At 38.4% G+C, this 26,962-nt stretch carries 19 protein-coding genes and 1 pseudogene; 4 read left to right on the top strand and 16 right to left on the bottom strand.

Annotated features, from left to right (window positions below; translation table 11 throughout):
- Nucleotides 1-139: 139 nt before the first annotated feature.
- Nucleotides 140-1,066 carry a chromate resistance protein ChrB domain-containing protein gene (locus tag J7649_RS01065; RefSeq protein WP_002123395.1) on the top strand — a complete coding sequence of 309 codons (927 nt, stop codon included), beginning with the start codon at nt 140-142 and terminating at the stop codon, nt 1,064-1,066.
- Nucleotides 1,063-2,409: a chromate efflux transporter gene (gene chrA, locus J7649_RS01060; protein ID WP_002123392.1), complete on the top strand. Its 1,347-nt coding sequence runs from the start codon at nt 1,063-1,065 to the stop codon at nt 2,407-2,409. Before J7649_RS01065 ends, chrA begins: the two co-directional genes overlap by 4 nt.
- 41 nt (nt 2,410-2,450) lie before the next feature.
- Here chrA and dmeF read toward each other — a convergent pair whose 3' ends face one another.
- Nucleotides 2,451-3,434 carry a CDF family Co(II)/Ni(II) efflux transporter DmeF gene (gene dmeF, locus J7649_RS01055; RefSeq protein ID WP_219308945.1) on the bottom strand — a complete coding sequence of 328 codons (984 nt, stop codon included), beginning with the start codon at nt 3,432-3,434 and terminating at the stop codon, nt 2,451-2,453.
- Between the two features lie 57 nt (nt 3,435-3,491).
- On the opposite strand from dmeF, the gene J7649_RS01050 reads away from it, so the two are divergent.
- The gene (locus J7649_RS01050) at nt 3,492-3,758 is read left to right on the top strand and encodes a metal/formaldehyde-sensitive transcriptional repressor (RefSeq protein WP_004644596.1); all 267 of its coding nucleotides are present in this window, start codon (nt 3,492-3,494) and stop codon (nt 3,756-3,758) included.
- A gap of 396 nt (nt 3,759-4,154) precedes the next feature.
- Here J7649_RS01050 and J7649_RS01045 read toward each other — a convergent pair whose 3' ends face one another.
- From J7649_RS01045 to J7649_RS01000, 10 genes are all read right to left on the bottom strand, one after another.
- Nucleotides 4,155-4,247, bottom strand: coding sequence for a YHYH domain-containing protein (locus J7649_RS01045; protein WP_228127123.1), 93 nt, complete (start codon nt 4,245-4,247; stop codon nt 4,155-4,157).
- A 110-nt stretch (nt 4,248-4,357) separates the two neighbouring features.
- Nucleotides 4,358-4,786 carry a YqaA family protein gene (locus J7649_RS01040; protein WP_002123402.1) on the bottom strand — a complete coding sequence of 143 codons (429 nt, stop codon included), beginning with the start codon at nt 4,784-4,786 and terminating at the stop codon, nt 4,358-4,360.
- Nucleotides 4,787-6,094: an MFS transporter gene (locus J7649_RS01035; protein ID WP_002123398.1), complete on the bottom strand. Its 1,308-nt coding sequence runs from the start codon at nt 6,092-6,094 to the stop codon at nt 4,787-4,789.
- Nucleotides 6,095-6,188: 94 nt separating this feature from the next.
- The gene (locus J7649_RS01030; protein ID WP_139880762.1) at nt 6,189-6,836 is read right to left on the bottom strand and encodes a transmembrane anchor protein; all 648 of its coding nucleotides are present in this window, start codon (nt 6,834-6,836) and stop codon (nt 6,189-6,191) included.
- 12 nt (nt 6,837-6,848) lie between these two features.
- Complete coding sequence (locus J7649_RS01025) at nt 6,849-7,562, bottom strand: HupE/UreJ family protein (protein WP_004960828.1); 714 nt, start codon at nt 7,560-7,562, stop codon at nt 6,849-6,851.
- An 18-nt stretch (nt 7,563-7,580) separates the two neighbouring features.
- Nucleotides 7,581-7,940 carry a hypothetical protein gene (locus tag J7649_RS01020; RefSeq protein WP_004644602.1) on the bottom strand — a complete coding sequence of 120 codons (360 nt, stop codon included), beginning with the start codon at nt 7,938-7,940 and terminating at the stop codon, nt 7,581-7,583.
- 8 nt (nt 7,941-7,948) lie between these two features.
- Entirely contained in the window at nt 7,949-11,080 is a 3,132-nt protein-coding gene (locus J7649_RS01015) for an efflux RND transporter permease subunit (protein WP_139880764.1), read from the bottom strand.
- A gap of 12 nt (nt 11,081-11,092) precedes the next feature.
- Entirely contained in the window at nt 11,093-12,571 is a 1,479-nt protein-coding gene (locus J7649_RS01010) for an efflux RND transporter periplasmic adaptor subunit (protein ID WP_219308943.1), read from the bottom strand.
- Nucleotides 12,572-12,582: 11 nt separating this feature from the next.
- Nucleotides 12,583-13,782, bottom strand: coding sequence for a TolC family protein (locus J7649_RS01005; protein ID WP_139880766.1), 1,200 nt, complete (start codon nt 13,780-13,782; stop codon nt 12,583-12,585).
- Nucleotides 13,783-13,827: 45 nt separating this feature from the next.
- Complete coding sequence (locus tag J7649_RS01000) at nt 13,828-14,277, bottom strand: hypothetical protein (protein ID WP_002116830.1); 450 nt, start codon at nt 14,275-14,277, stop codon at nt 13,828-13,830.
- Between the two features lie 309 nt (nt 14,278-14,586).
- Between J7649_RS01000 and J7649_RS00995 the strand changes: the two are divergent.
- A pseudogene (locus J7649_RS00995) lies at nt 14,587-15,583 on the top strand (IS481 family transposase).
- A 24-nt stretch (nt 15,584-15,607) separates the two neighbouring features.
- Here J7649_RS00995 and J7649_RS00990 read toward each other — a convergent pair.
- The 5 genes from J7649_RS00990 to J7649_RS00970 form a co-directional block, all read right to left on the bottom strand.
- Nucleotides 15,608-17,503, bottom strand: coding sequence for a bifunctional metallophosphatase/5'-nucleotidase (locus J7649_RS00990; protein WP_376745065.1), 1,896 nt, complete (start codon nt 17,501-17,503; stop codon nt 15,608-15,610).
- Between the two features lie 244 nt (nt 17,504-17,747).
- Nucleotides 17,748-20,204: an ExeM/NucH family extracellular endonuclease gene (locus tag J7649_RS00985; protein WP_139880772.1), complete on the bottom strand. Its 2,457-nt coding sequence runs from the start codon at nt 20,202-20,204 to the stop codon at nt 17,748-17,750.
- Nucleotides 20,205-20,428: 224 nt separating this feature from the next.
- Entirely contained in the window at nt 20,429-21,361 is a 933-nt protein-coding gene (locus J7649_RS00980) for an IS5 family transposase (protein WP_219308941.1), read from the bottom strand.
- A gap of 71 nt (nt 21,362-21,432) precedes the next feature.
- Complete coding sequence (locus tag J7649_RS00975; RefSeq protein ID WP_017725199.1) at nt 21,433-21,726, bottom strand: hypothetical protein; 294 nt, start codon at nt 21,724-21,726, stop codon at nt 21,433-21,435.
- A 16-nt stretch (nt 21,727-21,742) separates the two neighbouring features.
- Nucleotides 21,743-26,854: a DUF4011 domain-containing protein gene (locus J7649_RS00970; RefSeq protein ID WP_139880830.1), complete on the bottom strand. Its 5,112-nt coding sequence runs from the start codon at nt 26,852-26,854 to the stop codon at nt 21,743-21,745.
- Nucleotides 26,855-26,962: the final 108 nt, after the last annotated feature.

Here is a 26,962-nt window from a genome sequence, read left to right as displayed (position 1 = left end):
GATTCAGTGATTGAAAGGGATGATCCTTACGTATATCAGCAAACAATATATCAGATTCCCTGAATAACTAATTAAGTATAAAAATTATCACGTCAAATTTATTTGTTATAAAATATACAAAATTTGTAGAGTTTATAACATGAATATAAGCATCCTCATTTCTAGCCTTTCCACACAAAACTCTTCTGCTCGAATGAGAATTTGGCGTTCCATCAAAAGCTGTGGCGCAGCAACTCTGCGTGATGGTGTCTATGTGCTACCTAATGAACAAAAGCAGCGCTTTGACCCCATTATTGACGAGCATCAAAGTGCCGATGGCATTGCCTATCTATTCGATTCCGTTAGCAACAATAATTTAGACTTAATTCAACTATTTAATAGAAAAAGTGAATACTCTGAATTTTTGCTACAACTGAATGAAATAGAGAGTTCACTGAATGTTGAGCAAAAAAATGAACATTTAAAAAGCATTAGAAAATTAAGAAAGCAACTTTCATCTCTCATCGATATTGATTTCTTTCCTAATGAATTACAAAACACAGCCTTAAACGCGATATCAAAACTCGAACTTAAAATTCATCACCTAGGGGAATCAAATGAGCCCTCTTCTATAAATAGTGATCTACCTTCTCTTAATCTTCATGACTTCCAATCTAAAACTTGGGCTACGCGAAAACGACCTTGGGTGGATCGTTTAGCTTGTACGTGGCTCATTCAAAAATTTATTGATAAAGACCCTACTTTTATTTGGCTACAAGATATTAAAGATTGTCCAGCAGATGCTTATGGTTTTGATTTTGACGGTGCAACGTTTACCCATGTTGGTGAGCTTGTGTCATTCGAAGTACTTTTACACAGCTTTAATTTAGCCGATAAATCACTTCTGAAAATCGCTGAAATTGTCCATTACCTAGATATTGGCGGAAATGAGCCACCAGAAGCACTTGGGCTAGAAAAAATATTACAAGGACTAAGAAGCAGTATTCATGCTGATCAACAGTTGGTGGAATTATCCAATCACATTTTTGATGGTCTATATACCAATTTTAAAGGCGAGAATTCATGAATCAATTGCAAGAAAACGATTTCGAGCCCAATCCAGAGGTTAGCTTTAAAGAGGCCATACTGTTTTGGTTAAAACTCGGATTTATCAGCTTTGGCGGGCCTGCAGGCCAAATCTCTGTCATGCACCAAGAATTGGTAGAACAAAAAAAATGGATCTCTGAAAAGCGATTTATGCATGCGCTCAATTACTGCATGTTGCTTCCGGGGCCTGAAGCACAACAATTAGCAACCTATATTGGCTGGCTAATGCACAAAACAAAAGGCGGTATCATAGCCGGACTATTTTTCATTTTACCTTCCCTTTTTATTCTCATCGGTCTTTCATGGGTCTATGCAAAATTTGGAAATGTACCTGTCATTGCAGGGCTTTTTTATGGCATTAAACCTGCTGTCACCGCTATCGTCTTTCATGCAACCTATCGTATTGGCAGTAAGTCACTGAAGAATAAATATATGTATGCTATTGCATGTGCCGCATTTATTCTCATTTTTGCCTTTAATGTTCCGTTCCCCCTTATTGTGCTGCTGGCTGCTTTAAGTGGTTATCTCTTAAGTAAATTTGACCCAAAATTATTCACTAGCAATGTTCACGCATCAAGTCTCAAAGACTACGGGAAAGCAATTATTGATGATGATACGCCCACACCTGAACATGCCATTTTCAAATGGTCTCGCTTGATTAAATTGCTGGTTGTTGCAATTATTTTGTGGTGTCTCCCTATAGCATTACTGACAGTAGCTTATGGCTGGTCTCACGCTTATACACAAATGGCTTGGTTTTTCACTAAAGCAGCCTTAATGACATTTGGTGGAGCTTATGCGGTTTTACCTTATGTATATCAAGGTGCTGTTAACTTCTATGAGTGGCTTAAACCAACCCAAATGATCGATGGTTTAGCGTTGGGTGAAAGCACACCCGGCCCACTCATTATGGTCGTTGCTTTCGTTGGGTTTATGGGCGGGTACAACCTTGACCTATTAGGGCCTGAACATAAGTTTTTAGCTGGTGCTTTTGGAGCAACAATTGTTACTTGGTTCACCTTCCTATTTTCGTTTGTGTTTATTCTCGGTGGAGCACCCGTAATCGAATCCACTCACAATCAAATCAAATTTACTGCACCACTGACAGCAATTACCGCAGCCGTTGTCGGCGTAATTCTTAATTTGGCCCTCTTCTTTGCTTACCATGTACTATGGCCAAAAGGGTTTGAGGGGCAATTTGACTACATAGCTGCAGTAATAACCATACTCGCTTGTATTGCTCTCTTTAAATTCAATCAAAGTGTATTAAGAGTCATCGGTGCTGCTGCAATTTTAGGGCTTATCATTAAACTAAGCATATAAAAAAAGAGCAGCTCAAATGAGCTGCTCCTTTTTATCTATTTTTATACTGCAGCTTGGAGTCTAGAACTTGTATTAATTTCTACTGAAACGTGCACAATTTCCTTATGAATAGATAAGGCTTTTCTGACTTCATCTGCCGTGATATTTAAACTGCTTACATCTAGTGACAAGATACAAGAAAACTTACCTTTACCTACCTTCCATACATGAATATCAGTAATTACGATTCGGCTATCTAAGTCATCAATGACTTCCTGAATTTCTTGAACAACTGGATGTTCCATTTCAGCATCCAGTAAAGTTTTGACTGTCTCGCGAATAAGCCCCCAAGACCAATGTGCGACTAGAAATGCACCTACAATACCCAAAACTGCATCTAAGAAATCCCAGCCAAAAAATTTACCTGCAAATAATGCAATGATCGCTAATACAGAAGTCACAGCATCTGCAACGACATGTAAGAAAGCCGCTTTCTGGTTTAAATCATGTTCATGATGCCCATCTTCATCATGGTGATGGTGTCCATGATCATGATGGTGATAATGTTCGTGGTGATGATGGTGATGATGCCCACTATCGTGTAGTAACCAAGCACAAATAAAGTTCACAGCAAGACCAATCACTGCAATTGATATTGCTTCGTTATAGTGAATATTGACGGGATTAAATAGGCGCTCCACCGATTGTATTCCCATAAACAATGCCACAACCATGAGTAAGATCGCACTAGAGTATCCAGCTAAAATTTCTATCTTCCATGTACCAAAACAGAATCGCTGATCTTGTGAATATTTACGTGCCATTCGGTATGCGAAATATGCTAAGCCCAATGCCAGCATATGTGAACTCATGTGCCAGCCATCTGCAAGTAAAGCCATCGAATTAAAGAACCAACCTCCAAAAATTTCAAAGACCATCATGACGCCCGTCAGGATTGTCGCAATTAAAATTTTCTTCTGCGCTAGCGGATTTCCTTCATCGAATTGATGCGTATGGTTGCTTTTAACATTACTTAGATATTGCACTTTTTTATGCCATCAATAATACTCCCCTACAGTATATTTAGTTTGGACAGAAATGCTATGTCTCATTTGCATCAAGACAAAAAAATTTTAAATCGGGTTAAGCGTATTCAAGGACAAATCAACGCCGTTGAGCAGAGTTTGGCCGACCCTAACAAATCATGCATAGAAGTACTGCAACAGGTCGCTGCAGTCCGTGGTGCTGTGAATGGATTAATGAATCAATTGATTGAAGCACATCTAAAAGAGCATGTAATCAAAGATAAAGATGCGATTAATAAAGAAGAGTTAAAAGAGTTTTTAGCATTACTCAGCCGCTATCAATAAAATGACATGATAAAAAATCTCTTTTCAATTTTTATAGACTTGATATGATGAGTACATCTTTATTGCTTAATAGTTTATATGCGACCCCGAATACGTAAGTTTTTAACTTCTCTTTATTCAACTCCAGATTCAAAAGCGCTCGAAATAAAGTTCAATTTAAGTCATCACTGTGACTTTGAACTTTTTAAAAGGTTTAAAAAAACCAACTGCCAAAGCATAAAAAATGCGATTCACAGTATCCTTTATGAGCGAGGCTATACAACTGCCGAAATCTCCGTATTAACAAACTAATTTTTAAAGTTAGCCTCATACTTTGTATGGGGCTTTTGCATTAATGATTACATTACTATTTTATTTCAACTCATAAAAAAGAGGTCTTTTGACCTCTTGTAGACTTTAATGACAGTGGTAATCACCTGTTTTGCTGTTAGTATGGCAACCTTGTTTATTTGTACCACCCGAATGCGCATTTGTATAAGTTACAAACATTCCCAGCACACAAACTAAAACTATTTTTTTCATTTTTGTATCTTCCCCGAGTTGAATAAAACTTTTAGATTATAGAATAACCAAGTTCCTTTTTTTAATTAGAATATATTTCAAGCAACCTCTAAATAGATCATGTAAACAACGATATATCTTAAAAATTTAGCCGTGAAAACCAAAATTATAAATATAGTAAATTTTTCCTTTAAAACTCCACTGACTAACGTAATTGGATCACCAATCACAGGCACCCAACTGAGTAATAACATGGGTGAACCATACTTTGCATATAAGATTTGAGCCTTTAATAAATGCTTCTCTGATACTGGAAACCAACGCTTGTCTTTATAGACTTCTAGCTTGATACCCAACCACCAGTTCACACAAGAACCAAGTACATTCCCAACTGTTGCTACAAGTATGAGCAACAGCTCAGAATGCCGACCTAACAGAAAAAAGCCTGCTAACACTGTCTCAGATTGCAGGGGCAATAGTGTTGCTGCACCAAAGGCACTTAAAAATAATAAAACATAGGCCATCATTTATTTCGGCCATCTTTGATGGTTTTCATCTATCACATAGTCATGTGAATGCTTTCCATCATGGTTGTGACTGAGTAGATGTTCATGATCCACAGGTAAATCATCATGTGAATGTACGATTACGGATTCATCTTGTTTTGGCCAAATCATAAAGGCAATACTCATTGCTACTAGAGCAATGACCGCCATAGGCACAAATGTAAAGAGTGTTCCAAAATTGGTACTCAGCCAACCCACTAAAGGGTAAGCTATCAACCAGCATGCGTGTGAAAAAGCGAACTGCGCGGCAAATAATGAAGTTCTATTTTCACTAGATGCAGATTTACGAATTAACCGGCCTGTAGGTGTTTGAGATACTGAGTAACCTATTCCCAAGACAAACCATAAAACTAATAGTCCGTTGTATGAGTTAATAAAAAACCCACAGAATAAGCCAACGACTAATACAGCTGTGCCGCTCAGCATCACAGCTCGATCGTTAAATTTATCCAGAACATTAGGCAATATAAATGCCGAGAGCATAGACCCTAAGCCAAACAAGCCAAAGGCCCAAGTGGTGGCATGTTCATTTAGCTTAAAGGTTGATTGAACGAGTACAACCGTATTTACAATCACTACAGCACTGGCTGACGCAATCGCAAGGTTTAACGCTAGGAGTGCCTTTAAACGCGGAGTATTAAAATAAATTTTTGTCCCCTGCTTTATTCTGTAATACACCCCTTTAAATACAGGTACTTTAGCAGCAGGCAATTTTGCACTGACAACAAAAAGTGCTGAACCAATAAAGCCAATGACTGTGCCTAAAAATAGATTGTGATAGCTTATAAATCCAAGTAAAAATCCTGCCAACATTGGGCTAATAATATTCTCTAAATCATAAGCCAAACGAGAAAGAGACAAGGCATTGGTATAATCTTTTTCTTCAGGCAATACATCAGGAATCATGGCCTGAAAAGTAGGTGTGAATGCAGCTGATGCAGATTGCAGAATAAAAATTAGAATATAGATTTGCCAAATTTGGGTCACAAAAGGCAGGCATAAAGCAGTTAAAGCACGGATGATATCCAACCCCACTAAAACTTTTTTACGTGGCAGCCTTTCTGCAAATGCTGAAGCAATAGGTGCTACCCCAATATAAGCAATCATCTTTATCGCCAATGCTATGCCTAAGACCTGAGCAGCCTCCCCTTTAGCAATATCATACGCCTGTAAAGCCAAAGCAATCGTAATCAGCCCAGTTCCAATAAGCGCAATGACTTGAGCTAAGAACAAATGCCTATACGTTGTATTTTTTAAAACTTCTAGCATTTTTGGGACCCCTTTTAGAACCTATTTTTTATTTCTAAAATCAATGCCAATTAAAATCTCCTTGGATTTTATTCCAAGGAGATTTTTTTAAAGCTTAAAAGACTTTCTTCATATCACTGAATTGGCCTTCAACTTCCAATGTCACTGAAACAGGACTTTCAGTTCTATTACGCCAGAACCAGCCGTGTTTACCATCAAAAGCTGCTGTTAATGTACCTGTTTGCTGAGTTTCATTACGTCCTTTGCCATAACCATGGTAAAAGCCCTTAGGAGCGCTCACTGGATCACCATGCGTGTCATAATTTAGACCACCGCCTGATGTTGTCCATTTAAAATTCACGCTAGCACTTTCCGGCATCGCCAACTTAATTTCAGTGGCTTGTCCGGGCTTCAACTCAACTGTCATCTGTTGCTTTTGAATTGCAGGCATTAGCATTTTTTCTGCTTCACCAATTGGCATAGATGATTGAATATTAGGGTCACTTGCAGCTTCACTCGATATCGTGTTTGAAACTACCTCTCCCATACCATTTTCAGACTCTTGAGCCAAAGATTGCTTAATTTCACCCATCGTTGTTAAGCCTAGAACTTTACCAACCCCAGTAGGATCAATATTGTATTCAGCTGGCATAACAACTGTAACTAAGACAACTGCAGCACTCACTGCAGCGATAATGGTTGATTTAACAAGTTTCTTTGCAGAAGGTAATTCAACATCTTGTGGAATTTGAGCGTTGTACATATTTGAAAATCCTTATTGAGTAACGAAGCCAGTAAGCTGAAAGCCCACAAGTAAAAAGCCAAGGAACATTAAAAAAACGTTGCTTTGATAAGCTGTTTTGAAGAAATACGGCGTTTTTCGCCACATTGTCATCAACAGCAAAATCATCGCTAAAGCCATAAATTGACCAAGCTCTACCCCGACATTAAATGCAATGAGGTTTGCCAATAGACCATCTGCCGAAACTTCATACTCTTGAATTTTTACCGCTAAACCGAAGCCATGAATCAGACCAAAAATTAACGTCGCTGCTTTAGTGTTGGGCTGGAAACCAAACCAACGCTGATATGCACCTAAATTATCCAAAGCTTTATAAACAATAGAAAAACCAATAATTGCATCAATAATGTATGCATTCATGGAAATGTTGTAATACACCCCAATCAGCATTGTCACAGAGTGACCAATCGCAAAAAGGCTGACATATAAGCCAATATCTTTCATGCGATATAAGAAAAAGATAATCCCGACGAGGAACAGCAAATGGTCATAACCTGTAACCATGTGCTTTGCACCAAGGTAAATAAAGGGAATGATGTGTACCCCATAAATTTCTTGAATATAGCCTTTGTCACCTTCTGCCACGCCATGGGCAAAAAGTGCAGGACTCATCAAAACAGCACTTAAAGTAATCAATAACTTTAAAAATGCCTTGAGTCTCACCCATTGTGAAAAAATAAATTGCATGTAAATCAAACTCCAAAGTTAACTAAAAAGAAAAGTTTCTAGCGATGTTTTGGGAGGTTTGAAAATACGACTGATCATGAGATAGAGATAATTTTTCACTCTATCTAGGATCAAAATAAAGGCTAAAGTAAATAACAAAGTCATCGATTGACCAGACTGATATTCACCAAAATGCTCATGAAAATTATCATGATGAATATGGTTTTGCTTTTGATGCACATCATGAAAATGTACACTTTCAAACTCATAAACCGCATGTTCTTGGTATGCAGTCTCTGCATTGTGCGTATTAAAATGCAGGCATAGTGCAAGACTGATGATGCAGACGAACCACATCATCAAGTTTCTAAACTTTCTATCTCTCACTATGCCTATCATTGTTTCACCTAGGCTTCTTGCTGCTCGGAAAAATCATCTGATTGCTTTTTACGTCCTTGGTTAAACCAAACGTATAGCGTAGGCAAAATAATCAACGTCAATAAGGTCGAAGATAAGATTCCGCCAATCACAACAGTCGCAATTGGTCGTTGCACTTCAGAGCCAATCCCAACATTCAATGCCATAGGGATGAAACCTAAAGATGCCACTAAAGCCGTAATTAATACTGGGCGAAGTCGTTCCAATGCACCGTGTCTAACAGCTTCGAGTAGTCCTTCACCTTGATCTCTCAATCTCTGGATTGCAGACACTAGAACTAAGCCATTCAGTACAGCTACACCCGACAGTGCAATAAAACCAACGGCTGCAGAGATAGAGAATGGGATATCACGTAAGGCTAAGGCAATCACACCGCCCGTTAAGGCAAATGGCACACCCGTAAAGACCAGCACGCTATTTCTGACATTTCCTAATGCCATATAGATCATGGCAAAAATTAAGATCAAAGCGAGAGGTACAACAATCATTAGACGATTTGAAGCTGATTCCATTTGTTCAAATGTACCGCCCCATGTCAGCCAATAGCCTTCAGGTAATTTAAAGTCAGCATTCAACTTAGTCTGTGCTTCTTCGATATAGCTACCAATATCTGTACCACGGACGTTCGCTGTAATCACAATTCGGCGTTTACCGTTTTCACGTGAAATTTGGTTTGGACCCTGAACATTTTTCAATTCGATCAGTTCAGATAAAAGTACGCTTGAACCATCAGGCAAATTCACTGGAACTTGATAAAGCTTTTCTAAATCCGTAACAGAGTTTTGGTCCATTCGAACCACAATATCGAACTTACGATCTCCCTCAAAAACCTTACCTGCTGTTTGCCCCGTAATCAGACTGGATACTTGCTTTTGTACATCTTCAGCATCAAGACCGTAGTTGGCGATCATGTCTTTTTTAAGTTCAACAGAGACCATTGGAAGCCCACTCATCTGTTCAACTTTTAAGTCGGCTGTTCCATTCACACCTTCTAAAATTTTCGCTGCAGCATTTGCAGATTCAAGCAACTGATCTAAATCATCACCATAAATCTTCACTGCAACATCTGTACGGACACCTGAAATCAGTTCGTTAAAACGCATTTGAATCGGCTGAGTGAACTCATAGTTGTTGCCATAAACGCCTTTTGCCACACGTTCAATATCGGCAACGACAGCTGATTTTTCCTTGTCAGGATTCGGCCATTCGCTACGTGGTTTCAATATCACAAAATTATCAGCGACGTTTGGTGGAACTGGGTCAGTCGCAATTTCAGCTGTCCCCACTTTGGCAAACATGGTTTTCACTTCAGGAATTTTGACGATTTCTTTTTCAAGCGCATACTGCATTTCAACAGCTTGAGTTAAAGAAGTTCCAGGAATTCGAAGTGCATGTAATGCCACATCACCTTCATCTAATGAGGGAATAAATTCGGAACCTAAACGAGTTGAAAGACTCGCACTGAATACAAAGAAAATTGCTACGAACGCGATCAGCTTATAACGATGACTCAAAGACCAATCTAAAATTGGGCTATAAACTTTCTTAATGAAATGAACAATCTTCGATTCCTCTTCCTTAATTTCGCCTGTCGTGACCAAAGCCACCATTGCAGGAACAAAAGTAATCGAAAGAACCATTGCAGCCACGAGAGCCATAACAACTGTAGCTGCCATCGGTGTAAACATCTTGCCTTCAACACCAGTAAGCGTCATGACAGGCAGATACACTAAGATAATGATCAATTGACCATAAAGAATCGCTTTTCGAGATTCTCTAGTTGCTTCAAATACGGTAATAAAACGTTCTTTACGCGTCAGAATCCGACCCAACTCTTTTTGCTTCATCGCTAATTTTGCAAGTGAAGCTTCAACAATAACGACAGCACCATCGACAATGATCCCGAAATCTAGCGCCCCTAAACTCATTAAGTTTGCACTTATTCGTTGATTCACCATGCCAGTAATGGTCATGAGCATAGATAAAGGAATCACCATCGCAGTGATGAGCGCTGCACGGAAATGTCCAAGGAATAAGAAGAGAACAACAATAACGAGGATTGCACCTTCAAGAAGGTTTTTCTTTACTGTGTCTATCGTTGCATCAACCAAAGTTGTACGGTTATAAACGGCTTTCGCCTCAACACCGTCTGGCAATGACTCTTGGACTTTTTGTAACTTTTGATCTACTGCGTGAGCAACATTTCGCGAGTTTTCACCAATCAGCATAAATGCAGTACCTAGGACAATTTCTTGCCCATCTTTAGTTGCTGCACCTGTACGTAGCTCGTGACCAATTGATATTTTTGCCACATCCTTCAATCGAAGAATGTAACCGCTACTTGCCGTAATCGGGATATTTTGAATTTGCTCAATTGAGTTAATTTGAGAATCCGAGCGAATCAAATACTGCTCACCATTCTTCTCAATATAACCAGACCCTTTGTTCATGCTATTTTTAGAAATAGCATCCAAGATATCCTGCTGATCTAAGCCAATGCTGCGTAAATATGCATAATCCGGCTGTACCACGAATTGTTTTAAATAACCGCCAATGGTATTGATTTCATTCACACCTTCAACATTTCGAAGCTGTGGTTTAATCACCCAATCTTGCAAGGTTCTTAATTCAGTCGGTGATAATGGGTTTGGATTATCTTTTGCGTTCTCAACGGTGTACATAAAGATTTCGCCAAGCCCTGTTGAAACAGGTCCCATTGAAGTCGATATGCCACCCGGAAGTGTTGATGTGACTCCTTGCAACTTTTCATTCACAAGTTGTCGAGCAAAATAGATATCCGTGCCTTCCTTGAAAATCGCCGTAACCTGAGATAAACCATATCTCGATACAGAACGTGTGTATTCCAGATTAGGAATACCAGCCAAAGCCGTTTCAATTGGATAGGTCACTTGTGACTCCATCTCCATTGGAGATAAGCCTTGCGCTTCACTATTGATTTGGACTTGTACATTGGTAATGTCAGGTACAGCATCAATCGGCAGTTTAAAATAGTTATAAATGCCAAATGCACCGATAAACAGAAAGACAATCAGTACAAGCCATCGATTCTTGATCGAGAGCTTAACAATTTGATCAAACATAGTCGCTACCCCTTAGTGATCATGAGTAGCGCCAGATTTACCCAGCTCTGCTTTTAATAAATAAGAATTACCTGCTGCATAAATCTGCCCTGCTTTTAGACCAGATTTAACTTCAACAAAACCATTAAATTTATCGCCTAACTCTAGAGGACGTGCTTCAAAGTCATTCCCGACACGAATAAACACCACATCCCAATCACGGAAGTTTTGCAAAGCATCTTCACGGACAACCATCGGTTTCATGCTCTGGTTTTCAAAGATTTGTGCAGTGATTAACTGTCCTGAACGCCATCTGAACTGGTTGGGAATTTCAATAAAAACTTGCGCAGTACGTGTTTTCGGATCAATCACATCACTAATGTATTTAATCTTACCCAGTGCTTCCTCCGTACTTTCCTGTACTTGAGGTTTAACGGTTACTTTTGCATTTGGATTAATTGCATTCAGCTTATCAGCCGGCACATTGACCACTGCAAGCAACTGTGAGGTATTGGCAATTTTAAAGAGTGGTGAAGCTGGTGTTACATTTGAACCAACCGCAGCAAGCACTTGTAAAACTGTGCCCGACATTGCTGCTCTTACCTCAATCGTTCCATTACCTGAACCACCGTAAGAGCTGATTAAGCTATTCAGCTCATTGGCCCTAGTCTGAGCATTTTCAAATTCACGTTTTGCATTGATATAGTCAATTTCAGGCGATACACGTTTTTGAAATAATGCGCGTTCCTGTTCCATTTTTTTGCGAGAAAACTGCAAATTATCCAAAGCAATAGATCGCTCAGCATTTAAACGGATCAGATCTTGGCTTTGAACAGTCGCTAACAGATCACCTTGGCTGACTTTATCACCAATCGTTCGATAGGTTTTAATGAGTGTTCCGCTTGCTTTAGGTGTAATGAAACTTTCAAAATTGTCTGGGAACTTAAGTTCGCCTTTTAGCTCAAGCGCATTCTCAAAAGTCATAGGTTCAACTTTAAGAAGTTCTAAACCGCTGCTTTTGATACTGCTATCCAGCATCGTTACACGGCCTTCTTTGGTATCCCATTTCCAGCTGTGTTTCTTGCCTTGATAATCAACATTAATCACCATCAAGAACGAATGCGGTTCATAAACAATTTCATCGCTAATCAAGTAATCACTTTCAGGTTTGAAGCGAATGGTTTGCTCAGCATCTAAACGCTTAATAAAAATATTGGCGTTAATCTCACTCGGCTTTAAAGGCTGATCTTTGTAGTAGCCATAGACACGTAAATGCGGCTCTACACCTTCTTCAAAAATTTTTACCTCTGCCGAAAAGTCTCCATCACGATATAAGCGTCCACCATGTGGACCTTTTTCATCGCCTGCGACAGCAGCTTTTTCTTCGACAGCTTCACCATGTGCTGAAGACGTCTGTGATTTGTTTCCTGTTTTGTACCAAGCCAGAGCACACAACATGACAAGTAAAGCTATAACGCCTGTAGCAATTACTGTATTCTTTGGTTTATTCATATTCTCTGCCCTTATTCTTGATCTAAATTCGTTACATAATTTCGTTCAACTTCTGCAATCTGATTTTGCAAAGCCAACCACAGATCAAATCGAGCGAGATGTTTGTCTAACCAAACTTGTTTAATGCTATTAAATTCCAATAATGAAATTTTTCCTGCCTGATAACCCATTTCTGCAATGCGTAAACTTTCTTTTGTTGCAGGTAAAACAGATTGGTCATATTGCTTGATTGCATCAATCAAACTGGATACCTCAATAGATTTGTTATCCAATTCAATCTTTGAATTTCGATTGATTAATTCTGAACGAGTTTCAGCATTGGTTTGCTGTGCTTGAGCGAGTGCAATATTTCCACTGTTGCGATTGAATATCGAAAGCGGAATAGAAGTGGAAACCAAAAAAACTTTGTCATCTGTTTCTTGATAATTACGTACACCAACGCCAAGCGTGATATCAGGAACCGCTTCTTTTCTTGCTAATTCAAATTGAGTTTTTGCCTGCTGCTTTTTTAGTAAAGCCTGCTTTTCAGATAAGCTAACCTTGTCAGTGAAGTTAATCGTTAAAGGAACATCTATAGCATTGGCTGGCAAATCAAAAGCAAATTTTGAACAGAGATTTTTCTGAAACTGAACCTTTTTCAGCTCATTTTGATAACGTAACTTGGACTCAGCAGATAAAGCTGAATTAAGCTGAACATCAGATGGAATCACACGTCCATACTTTAGCTTTTCGTTTAGAACTGTTGCTTGTCTTGCACTCAGCTTGCTCTCTGCAGCATAAATTTCTGCTCGCTGAGAAGCTGCATACCAATTAGACATACAGATTCGAAAATCAGCTTTTAACTCTGCTCGTCGTTGAGTAATCTCAAATTGGTTATTATTTCCTTGCAAACCTGCCAATTGCTTACGCAAAGCGAGTTTATTATTCAACGGAATTTCTTGGGACAAACCCATGAATGCAGTTGGGCCATCCAAATCTTTCAGCTTAGAATTACCCAAATTATCCAATTCGACATTGAAAGTTGGATTGTTCATCCGACCAGCATATTTTTGATTTACATCATAAGCTTGCTGAGATTGCTGCAAACTTTTTAGAACTGAATCATTTGCAATAGCTTGCTGCTGTAACTGTGCATAATTTGTTCCTGCTAATAACTGAGGAGCAATGATGACTAAGCCACAGGCGAAAATTACCTGACTTTTTTTAGACATGACTATACCTATACAAAAAATGAAAAATATTTTTGTATAGTTAAATCAATTCCTTAGAACAATGAGAGTTTTGGTAAATGCGTAGGTATTACAAAGAAAGGGAATCCTTTTCCTAAGCTTAAAAGAACGAATTGGGCGTTCAAATAAACCTAAAAATAAGAGGATTAAAGGTAAAGCAAAACTAAGGAAAAAGACTGGATCAATTGAGAAATGATCATCAGCTTGAATTGGTTTTACTGAATGATGAAATGCGGGTTCATCATAACTTGTCCAGTTATGATTTTTTTTATCTTGATCTGCTGTATTCAGAACTTCATCATGATGAACTAATGACCATTGGCTAGAATCTTCTGTTTCTACAGAAATACTCAGTTCATGATGATGATCTAGATTTTTTGCTATTACAGGCGCCCACGTATAAATCCCCGTCGTTGTTATAGCAAACAAAAACAGGACTGATACGAGAATAAGCTTAAAAAACTTATTAGCCAACATAGCAAGTCAGATCAAAATGAAACGTGAAAAGAATACTGAATAGCTTCTAGGAAGTAAATCCTATATGAAAATATATCTCAAATTTACAAGCTATCTCTTTATCAATGGATAGCTTATGGGAAATGAAGCTTTATTTAGTTATTTTCTGGAACTGTACTAAAAGGATTTAAGCTGTACCTAGTTTGAGCTAGTACAAAGTAAGCTTACTTATCTTAGAGGTGGTGGCAATTGAACTCATCCAAAATCTCCAATGAAATCTAGTCATTAAATGTGTGATTCATAGACATCATTTCAATATAATGGGTGTCTATGAACAAAGAAATTCAACAAAGACTCGTATGGGTTAAATTATTTGAAGAGACCAATGATGCTGGCCTAGTCTGTCGGAGATGTGGCATTTCTAGACCAACATTACGCAAGTGGTGGAAACGATATTCTGAGCAAGGTATTGATGGATTAAGTAGTCAGAGTAAACGCCCATTAAAATCTCCAAATACTAAAATCAATGCTGAGCTAGAGGCCTTAATATTGGAAATGCGCTCGGCTAAAATCTGGGTGCTCGACGTTTGCAAACAGAATTGATGAGGTTGCACGTAGTCTCGTTGTCCTTAGCGACTATCCATAAAGTACTATCCACCCATCAAGTCAAACCGATTAAAAAATTCCATCATAAAGTAGATTTCATTCGTTATGAGCGCCCATTACCAGGCGATAGAATTCAAATGGATACCTGTAAATTGGGTCCTGGGCTATATCAGTTCACATCTATCGATGACTGCACACGATATCGCGTTTTAAGGATATATAAACGCCGAACAGCAGCGAATACGCTCGACTTTTTAGATTGCGTAATTGAAGAAATGCCTTTTCCCATACAGCGAATACAGACCGATCGTGGGCGGGAATTTTTTGCTGAAAAAGTACAGTAAAATTGATGCAGCATGGAATCAAATTTAGGCCAAATAAACCAGGTTCACCTCATTTGAATGGCAAGGTAGAGCGTTCTCAAAAGACTGATAAATCTGAGTTCTACGCTACTGTCGATATTAATTCTGAAGATATCCAAGACAAGCTAGCCGAATGGCAGCATGACTATAACTGGATGAGACCACATTCAGCTTTGAAAGGTAAAACACCGATGGAAAGGTACTTTGAATTATGTGAAGAAACCCCTTTCTCTGATGAGGTCCAGAAGCAATACAACCCATCAAATGAACGGATTCAACACGCCAATTACAAGATGGATTTAGAGATCGCTAAATTGAAATGTATTAGTTCAGACTTGATCCAAGTCAGCCATTTTTAGCTGACTTGGAAGAGCGAAATCAATTTATTCTTTATAATTTTGCGTGCTATAAAACTCAACTGGCAAGCGTTTTAGTACTTTGGCGCTTTCTGCGTACTTCAAGAATGCGTCAGCGTAGTCCAATCCAACTTCCACACGACGCTCACCTGTAATATTTTTAAAACTGTCATAAAAATCTTGACCATCTGCAAGAAAATTAATGGTAATCACTTGATAGGTCTGAGCTGGATTTAAAGCTACATATTGCCCTTCAGCATTTCGAACTTTTAAGTTTGATACACGTTCACCTTTATTTTTGGACAAATCCACATCCCACTGTAATCCACCCGCATAAGGATAACTGCCCGTATTTTTTTTATTCGCAACACCATCCATAGCATCTTCGAGTACATTTTTGATTTCTTGCCCAGTCACTTTTAACTGAACCAATGTGTTTTTAAATGGCAACACCGTATAAATTTTCTCTACATTAACATCACCTTGTGGTAAATCTACTCTGACACCACCGCCGTTTTGGATTGAGATATCTGCACCAAAAAACTTTTTACCCTGTTGTAAAAATGCTTCGGCAACGAGCTGTTGTACATCACCACCATGCTGATTAGTAAAATCTGATTTATTACAGATGTCTCCCAAGCTAGAACGGGAGGCATCTTTTGTTGTTCCTGGTACACGACGCAAGCATAGGTTTTCTTCGGCTTTTGCCACAATGTCTTTACCTAATAAGTTTTTAGCCACTTTATAAGGTTCTAAAATACTTAAAGCCGCAGTGTCAGGTTTAACAATGATCAAGCTATTACTACGCTCAATATCTTGTTGAATTGAATTAAGCTCAGCACTGCTCAATACTGGAGCATCTTGAGCTGTGCGTTTAAAGTCATCTCCAATTAAAATATTAGCTTTCCCTGCACACGCTTCAACTTTGCCATCAGCATCAAAATTTACTTTAAGTTGCCCCACTGCATAAGCATATTGCCAAGCTTGCACCACACAAACTTGATCACCATCTTTGTTTTTTACAGCGGTTGGATAATCACCTTCTGGACTTATCCCATAATCTTTTAGCTTTGCATCTGCCAACAAGGTATGTGAGTCACCTCCAACAATAACGTCAACACCAGATAGTTGTGCAGCCAACTCCTTATCCTTTCCATAGCCTAAATGAGACTGCACAATAATTTTATTTATGCCTTCTTGTTTGAGCTGATCGATATATTTTTGAGCAGTTGTTAATTCATCTTTAAAAATCGTATCTGCATTTGGTCGAGAAGCATTTTTGGTTTTATCCGCAATAGATAAACCGATTAATGCAAGTTTTTGCCCTTCTTTTTCAATAATGGTATATGGCTTCACAAGTTCTGTTTGGTAGAGCGCTGAGGTTTTTCCAAACTCGACATTCGCACTTAAGACTTGGGTTTTATTTGTACAATTACCTTTGTTATTTAAGAACCCAATAAATTTATTTAAACCTTCATCGGTATTATCAAACTCATGGTTGCCTAGCGTTAATGTATCGAAACAAACCGTGTTCATGAGATCTGCCTCTGCCTCACCTTCTTTTAAAGTAAAGTAGAGGTCTCCAGTAATGGCATCACCTGAATGAATTTTTATCGGGTTTTTCTCAGTGCTCGCCAAGCGATTGATCAATGCAGTCACTCGTGCAAAACCACCATTTGAAACTTGTATTTCCTCACGTTTAGCAGGTGAGGTTTCAAGCATTAATTTAGTACTTTCTTCATCCAAATGCGAATGGCTGTCATTGATATGCAGTAAGTTGACTTCTAGTGGTTTGGATTGAGCGACAGGACTTTGGTCGGTATTGTCTTGACTATCATTATTACACCCAACCAAAAATAGACCAGAAACGACTAAACCGCAGGTCAATCTCGAAACATGCTTGGTTTTATTTTTAAAGATCATGGCCATCCCCATGTGATTAGAATTTAAACAGACATCATGTAGTCCTGCGGTTTCAAACTCATGACATCCTCACTTTTTTCTCATTATTTTTTAACAAATGGTTTAGATTATAAGTATTTAATAATCATGCATTTGATTAAGATATATTCATTTTTTGACGGAATAAAATAGGGAGAAATACAAATTTCCCCCTATGATCACAACTATCTAATCAATTTTTAGATTTATCCGTGCTTGATTTATCTCAAAATTTACGTCTGCGCATTGTGGTTGCTAAAACTAACCCCGTTAAAGTGAGCATTGACCATAAGCCCATACTGCCGCCACTGGTTTCGTCTTTATCCATATTGCTTTCTTTCTTATCATTTAAATCCATATCGACAATTACAGGATCATGATCGGAAGAACGGAATGCGTCATCGCTATAAAATGCTGAAATTTGCTCAGCTGTTTTATATTCTTCGTTATAGTCCAAAGCTGTCGGCTCATCCGCATTGATGTGCCATGCAAATGCTCGTTTCACCATTGGATATAAGTTTTCATCAGCAATTGCATGGTCTAAGTTCCCAGAACCGCCATTGCCGTTGGCATCACTTGCGACACCAAAAATATAACTGTACGCAGATTTACCCTGACCAATTTTTTCATCATTCAGCAAAACTTTATAATTAGCTTTTTCCAATTCCAGTATTGGATCCTCTTTTGCATAGCTATTCATATCACCGACCAGTAAATAGTTCGGGTTATTGACCTTGGTTGGATTGGTTGCAATCCACTGCATCAATTTTTGAACTGCAGTTAAACGCGTAGAATTCCAACAACCTTGACCATCCCCTTGGTCAGCATCTAGAGAGGTTTTATCACTAGGGCAACTTCCTTTAGATTTTAAATGATTTGGCACCATAGTAAAAACCTTACCGCCAGATAAAGCTTGGAAAGTCTGCGCCATGGTGACTCGGTTCTTTTGAGACAGATCGTCATAGACTGCGGCATCGCCCACGGTCTTAACACGCTTGCTGTTATAAATAATGGCAACCGCAATCGCATCTGTTCCTAACGTTGTCATCTTGGGTGGAACAACATATTTCCAATCAGCACCTAAAGCTTTGGTGAGATAAGCGACTGCACTTTTCTCATCATATCCATTATTTGCGATTTCCATTAATCCATAAACGTCTGCATCAATTGCTTTTAAAGCGCTTACAATTTTCTGATGCTGCTTATTGAACTCAGCTTGTGACGTTGCACCACGTTCTGTAGGGAAACCTTGTGCTGCTCCATTATCATAATTTAATACGTTAAAAGCAGCGGCACGAATTTGCCCAGAATCTTTTGCTAACACTGGTGCTCTTGAATTAGTTTCTTTAATAATTTCAGGCTGTGTTTTATTTAAAATTGGCTGAATACGCCATGCATTGAAGCGATATTCCAAAATCCCTTCGACATTTTTCAATTGATCGCCACTTCTTAAAGTATTTACTGCACTGAAGTTTTGCGGCAGCCATGGCGTTCTATTTTGATTGTTATAGCCATCATCCAAGATAATTTTTGATAATAAATTTTGTTTGGCCAAATTGACTGCTTCAGCAGATTTCGCAGGATATAAATTGGTTGGAATATACAAGCGCCCTAAACTTAATGAAAGTTCACCAAATCGCCCATAATTATAATTTTCACTGATGGTTAAAGTCTGCGGTATCTTGACCAACATGCCTTGATAGCGTTTAGGCGTATTCCCTTCTACATCCGTCAAACTTGAGAATGGTAATTGTATAGGAGTTGCACTCACCAGACTTTCTGCCTGCTGATTACAGGTTTGGATATTACTACTTAGCTGATCGAGCTGTAGCTGATTTTGATAAGCACTTAGACGCCCCTTAAAGATAACTTCTTCACCTACTTTCCCACCAGTCGCAGTACTACTTGTGGGTAAGTAAACAAAGATCGCATTGCTTAATCCAGTTTTGGCTTTGCTATCTGGGGTTTGAATATAGAATCCCGAAAAACCATTTTGGTAACGATAGTCAGCTGTGATAATACCGCGAACAACGTATTGTTGATTCAGTGCAGCAGTTTGTAAGTCTGCAATTGGAGTATCTGCAGTACTACACACTACTTCAGTCAATGGCGACTCAGTATTTACTGCACCCAAATTACTATTGAATGCATTTCGATCAGACCATTTAGACCACTCACTGTCTAAATCAAATGTTGCTGTAGGATCAATCGAAGTTACAGGATTTGAATTTTTAGTACGTGACAAACTATTTTGGTAACTCGTAAATGCCGTCCCCCAACCAGAACCTGGGTCTTCTCCCACTCGACCAAAACGATCAATTGGCGTACCTTTATAGAGCAGAACTAAAGCATCATCTCCATTAAATGAAAGCCCCGCCACTTGATTGACTTTAGTACCAATTTCGGTCTGTAATTCTGAGCGGCCAATAATATACTTTGCTTTACTCGCAAGTGAGCCTTGTAATGAAAAAGTCGCAGACTTGGTGATCGATCCATTACTAAATTGATGAATTTCATAATCAGCTAAATTGACTGTACTACTATCAGGATTATAAATTTCTAAACCTTTACGATTAGCAGAACCGTCAATATATTGACTGAACATTAGCTGTGCATAGCTTGGAAATGAACAGCCTAACAAAGCCAAGCTGAGACATAAGGTATGTGGTTTTAAAGTCTTCATGTTTTTTAATGTTTGTTAAAATTGCAACTAGACTAATTTTTGTATATGACATCACCATGAATAATTAATGACATTTTTTCGGACTATAGGCTGTAAATCAAAAACCTTTAAACTCAGCATTAAAAGCTTTTTTAATAGTTTTTCCTACAAATCTATCCAATAAGATTTGATCGGCTTTGTTGCACAAAGATTTGAAATGCAAAGCGCCCCTAATTGAGCCAAATTTAAGGCGTAACTTGGGTAAGTGGTCGACCTAATTCCGTAAATCTGTTAAGGACTGCTACACGTGCATGGATCTCATTCACTTGGCTATCAAAACTCCTTGCACTGAGTTTATCTCCTAATAATTTGATGCAATGCATCTTAGTTTCAACCAAACTTCGACGATGATAGCCTGACCATTTTTTCCATAGTGTCCTGCCTAAACTTTTAATTGTTCGAAGTAATTCATTTCGCTCTAGCGAGCTACTCTTTGTATCTTTCCATGGTTTCGCATTTTTTCTAGGTGGAATCACCGCATGCGCTTGCCGATCTGCAATGACCTGACGGCATTGCTTGGTGTCATAAGCTCCATCGGTATAAACAGAGTTAATCTGCTCATCTTGTGGAATATGATTAAGTAAATCACCAAGCACCTGTGAATCACTGACATTATTGGTTGTAAGCTGAACTGCTCGTATTTGTAGGGTTTTAGCATCTATACCAATATGAAGTTTACGACATTGGCGACGATATTCAGGTCCATGTTTCTTGCGTTTCCATTCGCCCTCACCTAGAAACTTCATGCCTGTAGAGTCCATGAGTAGATGCAGCCCATCGCTACTTTTTTGGTAGCTGATTACAATATCAATATGCTTTTGTCTTCTACAAAGCGTGGTGTAATCTGGAGCTATCCAATTTAATCCGCAAAGTTTAATCAGACTTTGCACAAAGCCAGTGACCATACGTAAAGACAGACGGAATAAGGATTTAATCATTAAGCAGCATTGGATGGCTGCGTCGGAGTAGGTTTGATTTCGCCCTTGTTTGCCTTTTGATGGCGCATACCATTGCGTAGCAGGATCAAACCAAATGGCAATATTTCCGCGACTCATGAGTGCTCGGTTATATGCGGGCCAATTGGTTGTGCGGTAGATTTTGTGTGTAGGCTTCTTCATTTGAAAATTATATCGCTGAAAAACCCTTTACAGATAGGTTTGCGCAACAAAGCCTAATGAAAATACTAAATCTATACATCAACAAATTGCCACTTAACAACCTGTTCAAACTCATCTTTATCTTGATAGTCTGTACGATCAGTTAGTGTTTTTGTCGTATTAAAATCAACTTTACCAGAAAGATATACCGTTAGGATTTCAAAACCATCAACATCAACACCCTGAATTTCTACTGTGACATCTTCATCATCGTAGTCATCTTTTTTGATATTTGTGACATCTGCTTTTACAGCAAAAGAAACTTCATTGTCTTCAAGATCCGTTTTTAATACCTTGACTGCAATATTTTGAACAGACAAACCCATTATATATTCTCCTTAGTTAAGCAACTCTTTTTTCTGATTGAATAGATTTTATTTTTTGGTCCAACTTATTTAAATTATCTTCAGGACTCAACCACCAATCCACACTCCAAACTGATATCGTTTCCCAACCCAATGCCTTCAAGACAATTGGTCGAAGTTGATCCCGATCTCTTGCTGTTGCTGCTTGAGCGTACCCTTCTCCATCAACAATGATACCTGCCAAGTAATTACCAACTCTTTGATCATCCCTAATAGCTAGATCGACACCACTGTCACCATGTCCAACACCAAGATCAACATTCCAACCAAGCTTTTGAAGCCTAAATTGAAGATATTGTATAAACTCTTTTTTCATGTGCTTTTTCTTATGATCAACTTCACTCAAATGAAGTTGTCCATTTCGAGCAAAGATGAGGAAGTCTTTTAGATCTTTAACGCCTTCACTATTGGTACGTGCTAAATTAATTTCCTCAGGACTCAAGGCAGAGAAAACATGCAAACCTTGTCTAGCACGGGTAATTGCTACATTTAAACGCCGCTGTCCTCCTTGACGATTCAATGCACCAAAGTTCATGGATAACCGACCATCTTGATCTTTGGCATAGGTAATAGAGAAGATAATAATATCCCTTTCATCACCTTGTACATTCTCTAAATTTTTCACAAAGAGCGGTTCAATACCAGCTTTGCTAATCGCTTCTAATTCAGGATACTTTGCCAATTCATTATCGAGTAAATCCTCAATTAACTTCTGTTGTGTCATATTGAAGGTGACAACACCTAGAGTTAAAGGGCTATTTTGACCAAGCTGTGATTTCAGATGATGAATAATAAACTCTACAATTGCTTTAGCTTCACCTAAATTTGTACGCGTATCACCTTTATCATAAACTCCATCGACCATATGCAACTGTATCGCTGTATCTTTCGCTACAGGTGCAGGAAATGTAAATAGTCCACCTTTGTAATATTTTTGGTTGCTAAATTGGATCAGACTTTCATAGCGACTGCGATAATGCCAATTTAAAGCTAGTTCTGGTAATTGAGCAGCAAGACATTCATCTAAAATACTTTCTAAATCCTCTGTGATTTCCTCATCGATTTCTTCATCTGAATCACCTTTTCCGAAAAAGCTTGTCGGAGGCATTTGCTTATTGTCACCCACAACAATTGACTGTTTTCCTCTTGCCAAAGCTCCAATCGCATCCCAAACTGGGATTTGTGATGCTTCGTCAAAAATCACTACATCAAACTTTGCTTGAGTATCAAGATATTGAGCGACTGATAAAGGACTCATGAGCAAGCATGGCTTCAGTCCAACAAGGACATCTGGAATCTGCCTCATTAATTCTCGTACTGGTAAATGTCGACGCTTTTTGCCTAACTCTTTATTCAGTAAAGTCCATTGCGTCTTATATTTATCTTGTTCACTAAAAATCTTATTCCAACGGTGAATAATTTCCTGACTCGCTGCTAACTGGTGCGCTCTATCTTGTTCAGCAAAAGACTGTACTTTTTGCTCATGCTCATCACCATTAAACTGATTAAGCTCAGGATGCTTACTAAATTGATAGACGATCCACTGTCGGGCTAAGTTTATATTTAACAGTTTTAAAACCGTATCTGGATCTCTTTCCTCCTTCAACAACTCGAGAGCTAAAGGCTTGAGCCCTTCTTTAAATAACCGATTCTTAACAACTTGCCAATTCAGCCAATTTCGCCAAGATTTATTTGAACGTTGTAATTGTTGCTGTCTTAAAAGGAGATCTTCAAAGTAAATATCTCCATATGAGGTACGTTCTTTGTCAGGCTGTAATTGATGATCATTAAGCAACTTATCCAACAAAGCTTCCAATTGTTGTACATGAGAAGATAGCTCATCCAAACTATGTGTTTTACTAAATTCCAGCGCTTTGAATAAAGTTGCTTTATCCTCTAGATTACTAGCAATAATTCTTTTAAATTCTTGCCACTGATTGAAAGCATCTTCAAACGTTTGCCAAGGTGTATTTTCACCTTTCCAATACTCCCCGAATTGATTCGAACATTGATTTTCTATTTCAGAGAATTCTCTTTGTTGCTTTTGAATCTGCTGTAAAAGTGGCAGATCATGAGCAACTGCAAGTGCTGTAGGGCGATTCGCATTGACTTGATATAATTTCATCAGGTTTCTAAGCTGAAACTTGGCAAACCATGAAAATGGAAAAATCTTAGACTCAGCTTCACGCCATTTAAACATCAGCTGATCTAATTCTACCTTATATATTTCATCATTATATTGCCCTACCAATTTAGAACGTTGCTCACTCAGGTCTGAAACTAAATTCTTACAACGACGAATGCTATTAAGATCAACTTCCTTAATACACCCAATCAGTTTTAGATCAGCGCGCTGTACTAAACCTACAATTGAATCAAACACCTTAAAATCTTTTTTGATTTCATTTAATTTTGTTTTTTGAGTAAAGCTAAATGCTTCATTCCATTCATCTATTAAGTTATTTACATTGTTGACTTGAATCCCAATCTGATCTTGTACATGCTGATACTCTTCTTGCCATGCTAATGTCCAGACTTGTTCAGACAAACCCTCACCAAAGCCTTCTAGCTCTTCGACCATATTTGAAGACACTAGCTGGCGTTGATTCACAGCCTGTACAACAACTTGATTTAACTCTTCACGTTTTTCAGCTGTTAAGTTCGCAATATCAATATCTGGCAAGCGCAAGGTTGGCGTTTCACGGTAACGTAACTCATCACTCATCGCAGTATATAGACTCCAGCCTATCTGATGCTGGCTATGTAAATTTTTTACATGTAGGTTTAATTCATCACGGGTTTGAACTAATCGATCAGAAAGTTTTTTCCAGTCTGTATTTTTAGCTTGATTGGCGAGAAAGTACGGATCGTTATTTTTTTGAGCACGTTCTCTTAACTGATCTAAAACTTCCATCTTTTGAGCTTTTGATGAGTGCAACTGCAAACAAAGCTCACTGAGCCCAACCTGCGTTAGTCGCCTATATACTACATCTAAAGCAGCCATTTTTTCCGATACAAATAGTACAGATTTCCCATCCGCTAAACATTGCGAAATCATGTTAGTAATGGTCTGAGATTTACCTGTTCCCGGTGGACCTGACAAGACAAAAGTTCTCCCCAAAGCTGCTGACATCACTGCAGCCAACTGAGATGAGTCGGATGACAGAGGAGTAAATAACTGTTGAGGTTGATAAGCTTGATCAAGTTTTTCTGGCTGAGGAAACTCATCTTGTTTAATGAAAGGCTCTCTTGGCGTTTCAATCAGATGATTGACGACTGGCTGATTTTTTAATTCTTCTAGACGTGTATTTAGATCTAGCCACATTAAGTATTTTGAGAATGAGAATTGCCCTATAGCAGCCTCAGCTTTTACTTCCCATCCTGCAACATTAACAATTGCTTTACGTACAATATGCAGAATTTTATTTACATCTACACCAGCGTCATCCGTTGGCAATGGATTTAAGCCTGCTATATCGAGCTCAAAATCCTGTCTTAATAGCTGTAATAGCGTGGCATTAAAACGAGGCTCATCATCATACATAAATAACCGATACCCAGTTTTTGCGGTTTCACGCGTAATTTGTACGGGTATCAATAATAATGGTGCTCTATACGTTTTTTTAGAACGCTCCGATTCTTTCCATTCAAGAAAACCAATTGCAAGAAATAAAGTATTCGCTCCACCTTCTTCTAATGCTGTTCGTGACGCTCGATATACTTCGATTAAACGCTTTTCTAATGCTTGGGTCTCAAGTGGGCTAAATAATAGCTTTCTAGATAGATTCTCATCTACATACTGATTGACATGCTGTTTTTCATTATCACGTTGAATATCTTTCAGTGAAATACTATCTACGCTTTTGAAGAGAAAACCTTCTTGGTTTGCTAATGCATCTTCTAATTTTGCTAATGTTAATTCTGAACAGTGCAAAGGTATGCTATAGCGATTATCTTTAAAATTTAATAACTTATTACGGAGACTTAAATCTAACAACCTTCTCAACCAACGATCGACACGTGTCGTTTTTGTTTCAACAGGTTGGTCAACTTCATATACAGGAATTGATGCTGCACTCCATTCGACCTCAGAGTGATCCAAATGGCTTTTCTTTTCGTGGTGAATAGAGAGCGGTTTAATACCACGTAAGCGAGATTGCCGCACATCAATCGCAAGATAAAATTTATGCTGACGGGTTGCATCTTTAATATATTGTTTAGCAGTTTCGAGTGCAGCAGTAAATTTAGCTTGTTGGGTGAGCAATGTGGTCTCTATGAAGACCACTTCGCCAAGATCGTATCTTTTTCTTAATGATTGGATATCATCTATGATGAGATCTACATTAGGGGTTTCATTCAACCATACCCCTACGTAAGAATGTCCTTCTTCAACCACAATTAATGTATCAAGACCAACTTGCTCAGCTAATGCACTAAACAATAATGTAGTATCTAAACAGCACGCCAATTTCTCATCAAAAATTTGTTTTGGTAGGCGTATGCGCTGTCCCGATTTAATAAAACTTGCAGGGTTTACGATGTAATGAAGGTTTTGCTGAAGCAGAGCTTCCCATATAGCCTGTAACTGCGATACAACAGCATCTCTGTCACGATCCTGATATCCATTTAATGATCCTGCATTATTACTTTTTAATATTTCACTTGCACTGACTAAAACAGGGCTGAGAGCAGTAGCATTTGGCTGTGAGAAACTTGTAAGGAGCTCAATAGGTTGGCGTTCACCGCCCCATGTATCAACTGTTAGCAAATCAATCTCAATCACTTTTTCATCCAAAATTTGATCTTGATCTGTCACCCAAATAATTTCGATTTGCCCTTTTAAATTCTCAGGTAGTTCTTGTAAAAACTGAATATCAAAAACAAGTTTAGGCTTTTCTAGAGCTAATGTTTGATCCGCATCCAAATAAGCAATATTAATCACATGTTCTTTAAAATATTCAGGATTTGACCTTATAATAATGCGGGAGCTAGAGAGTACCTCTTTCGAGGATAAAAGAATTTCTCGAATCAGAGCAACCGAATTCTGCTGTAAAACTAGGTTCAATGCTGAAGTAGAATCAATCTGCATGGAATATTTTTCAATATCCTGTTGCGCTTCTTTTTCCACCACTACCACCCTATCATTTCAATAATACTAAGATATTGATTTTTAACAAATATTTAATTTTTAATAGTT

Origin of the sequence: Acinetobacter lwoffii (assembly GCF_019343495.1) — a bacterium.
GTDB classification, from domain to species: Bacteria; Pseudomonadota; Gammaproteobacteria; order Pseudomonadales; family Moraxellaceae; genus Acinetobacter; species Acinetobacter lwoffii_P.
This window is presented reverse-complemented; position numbering and strand designations above follow the sequence as displayed.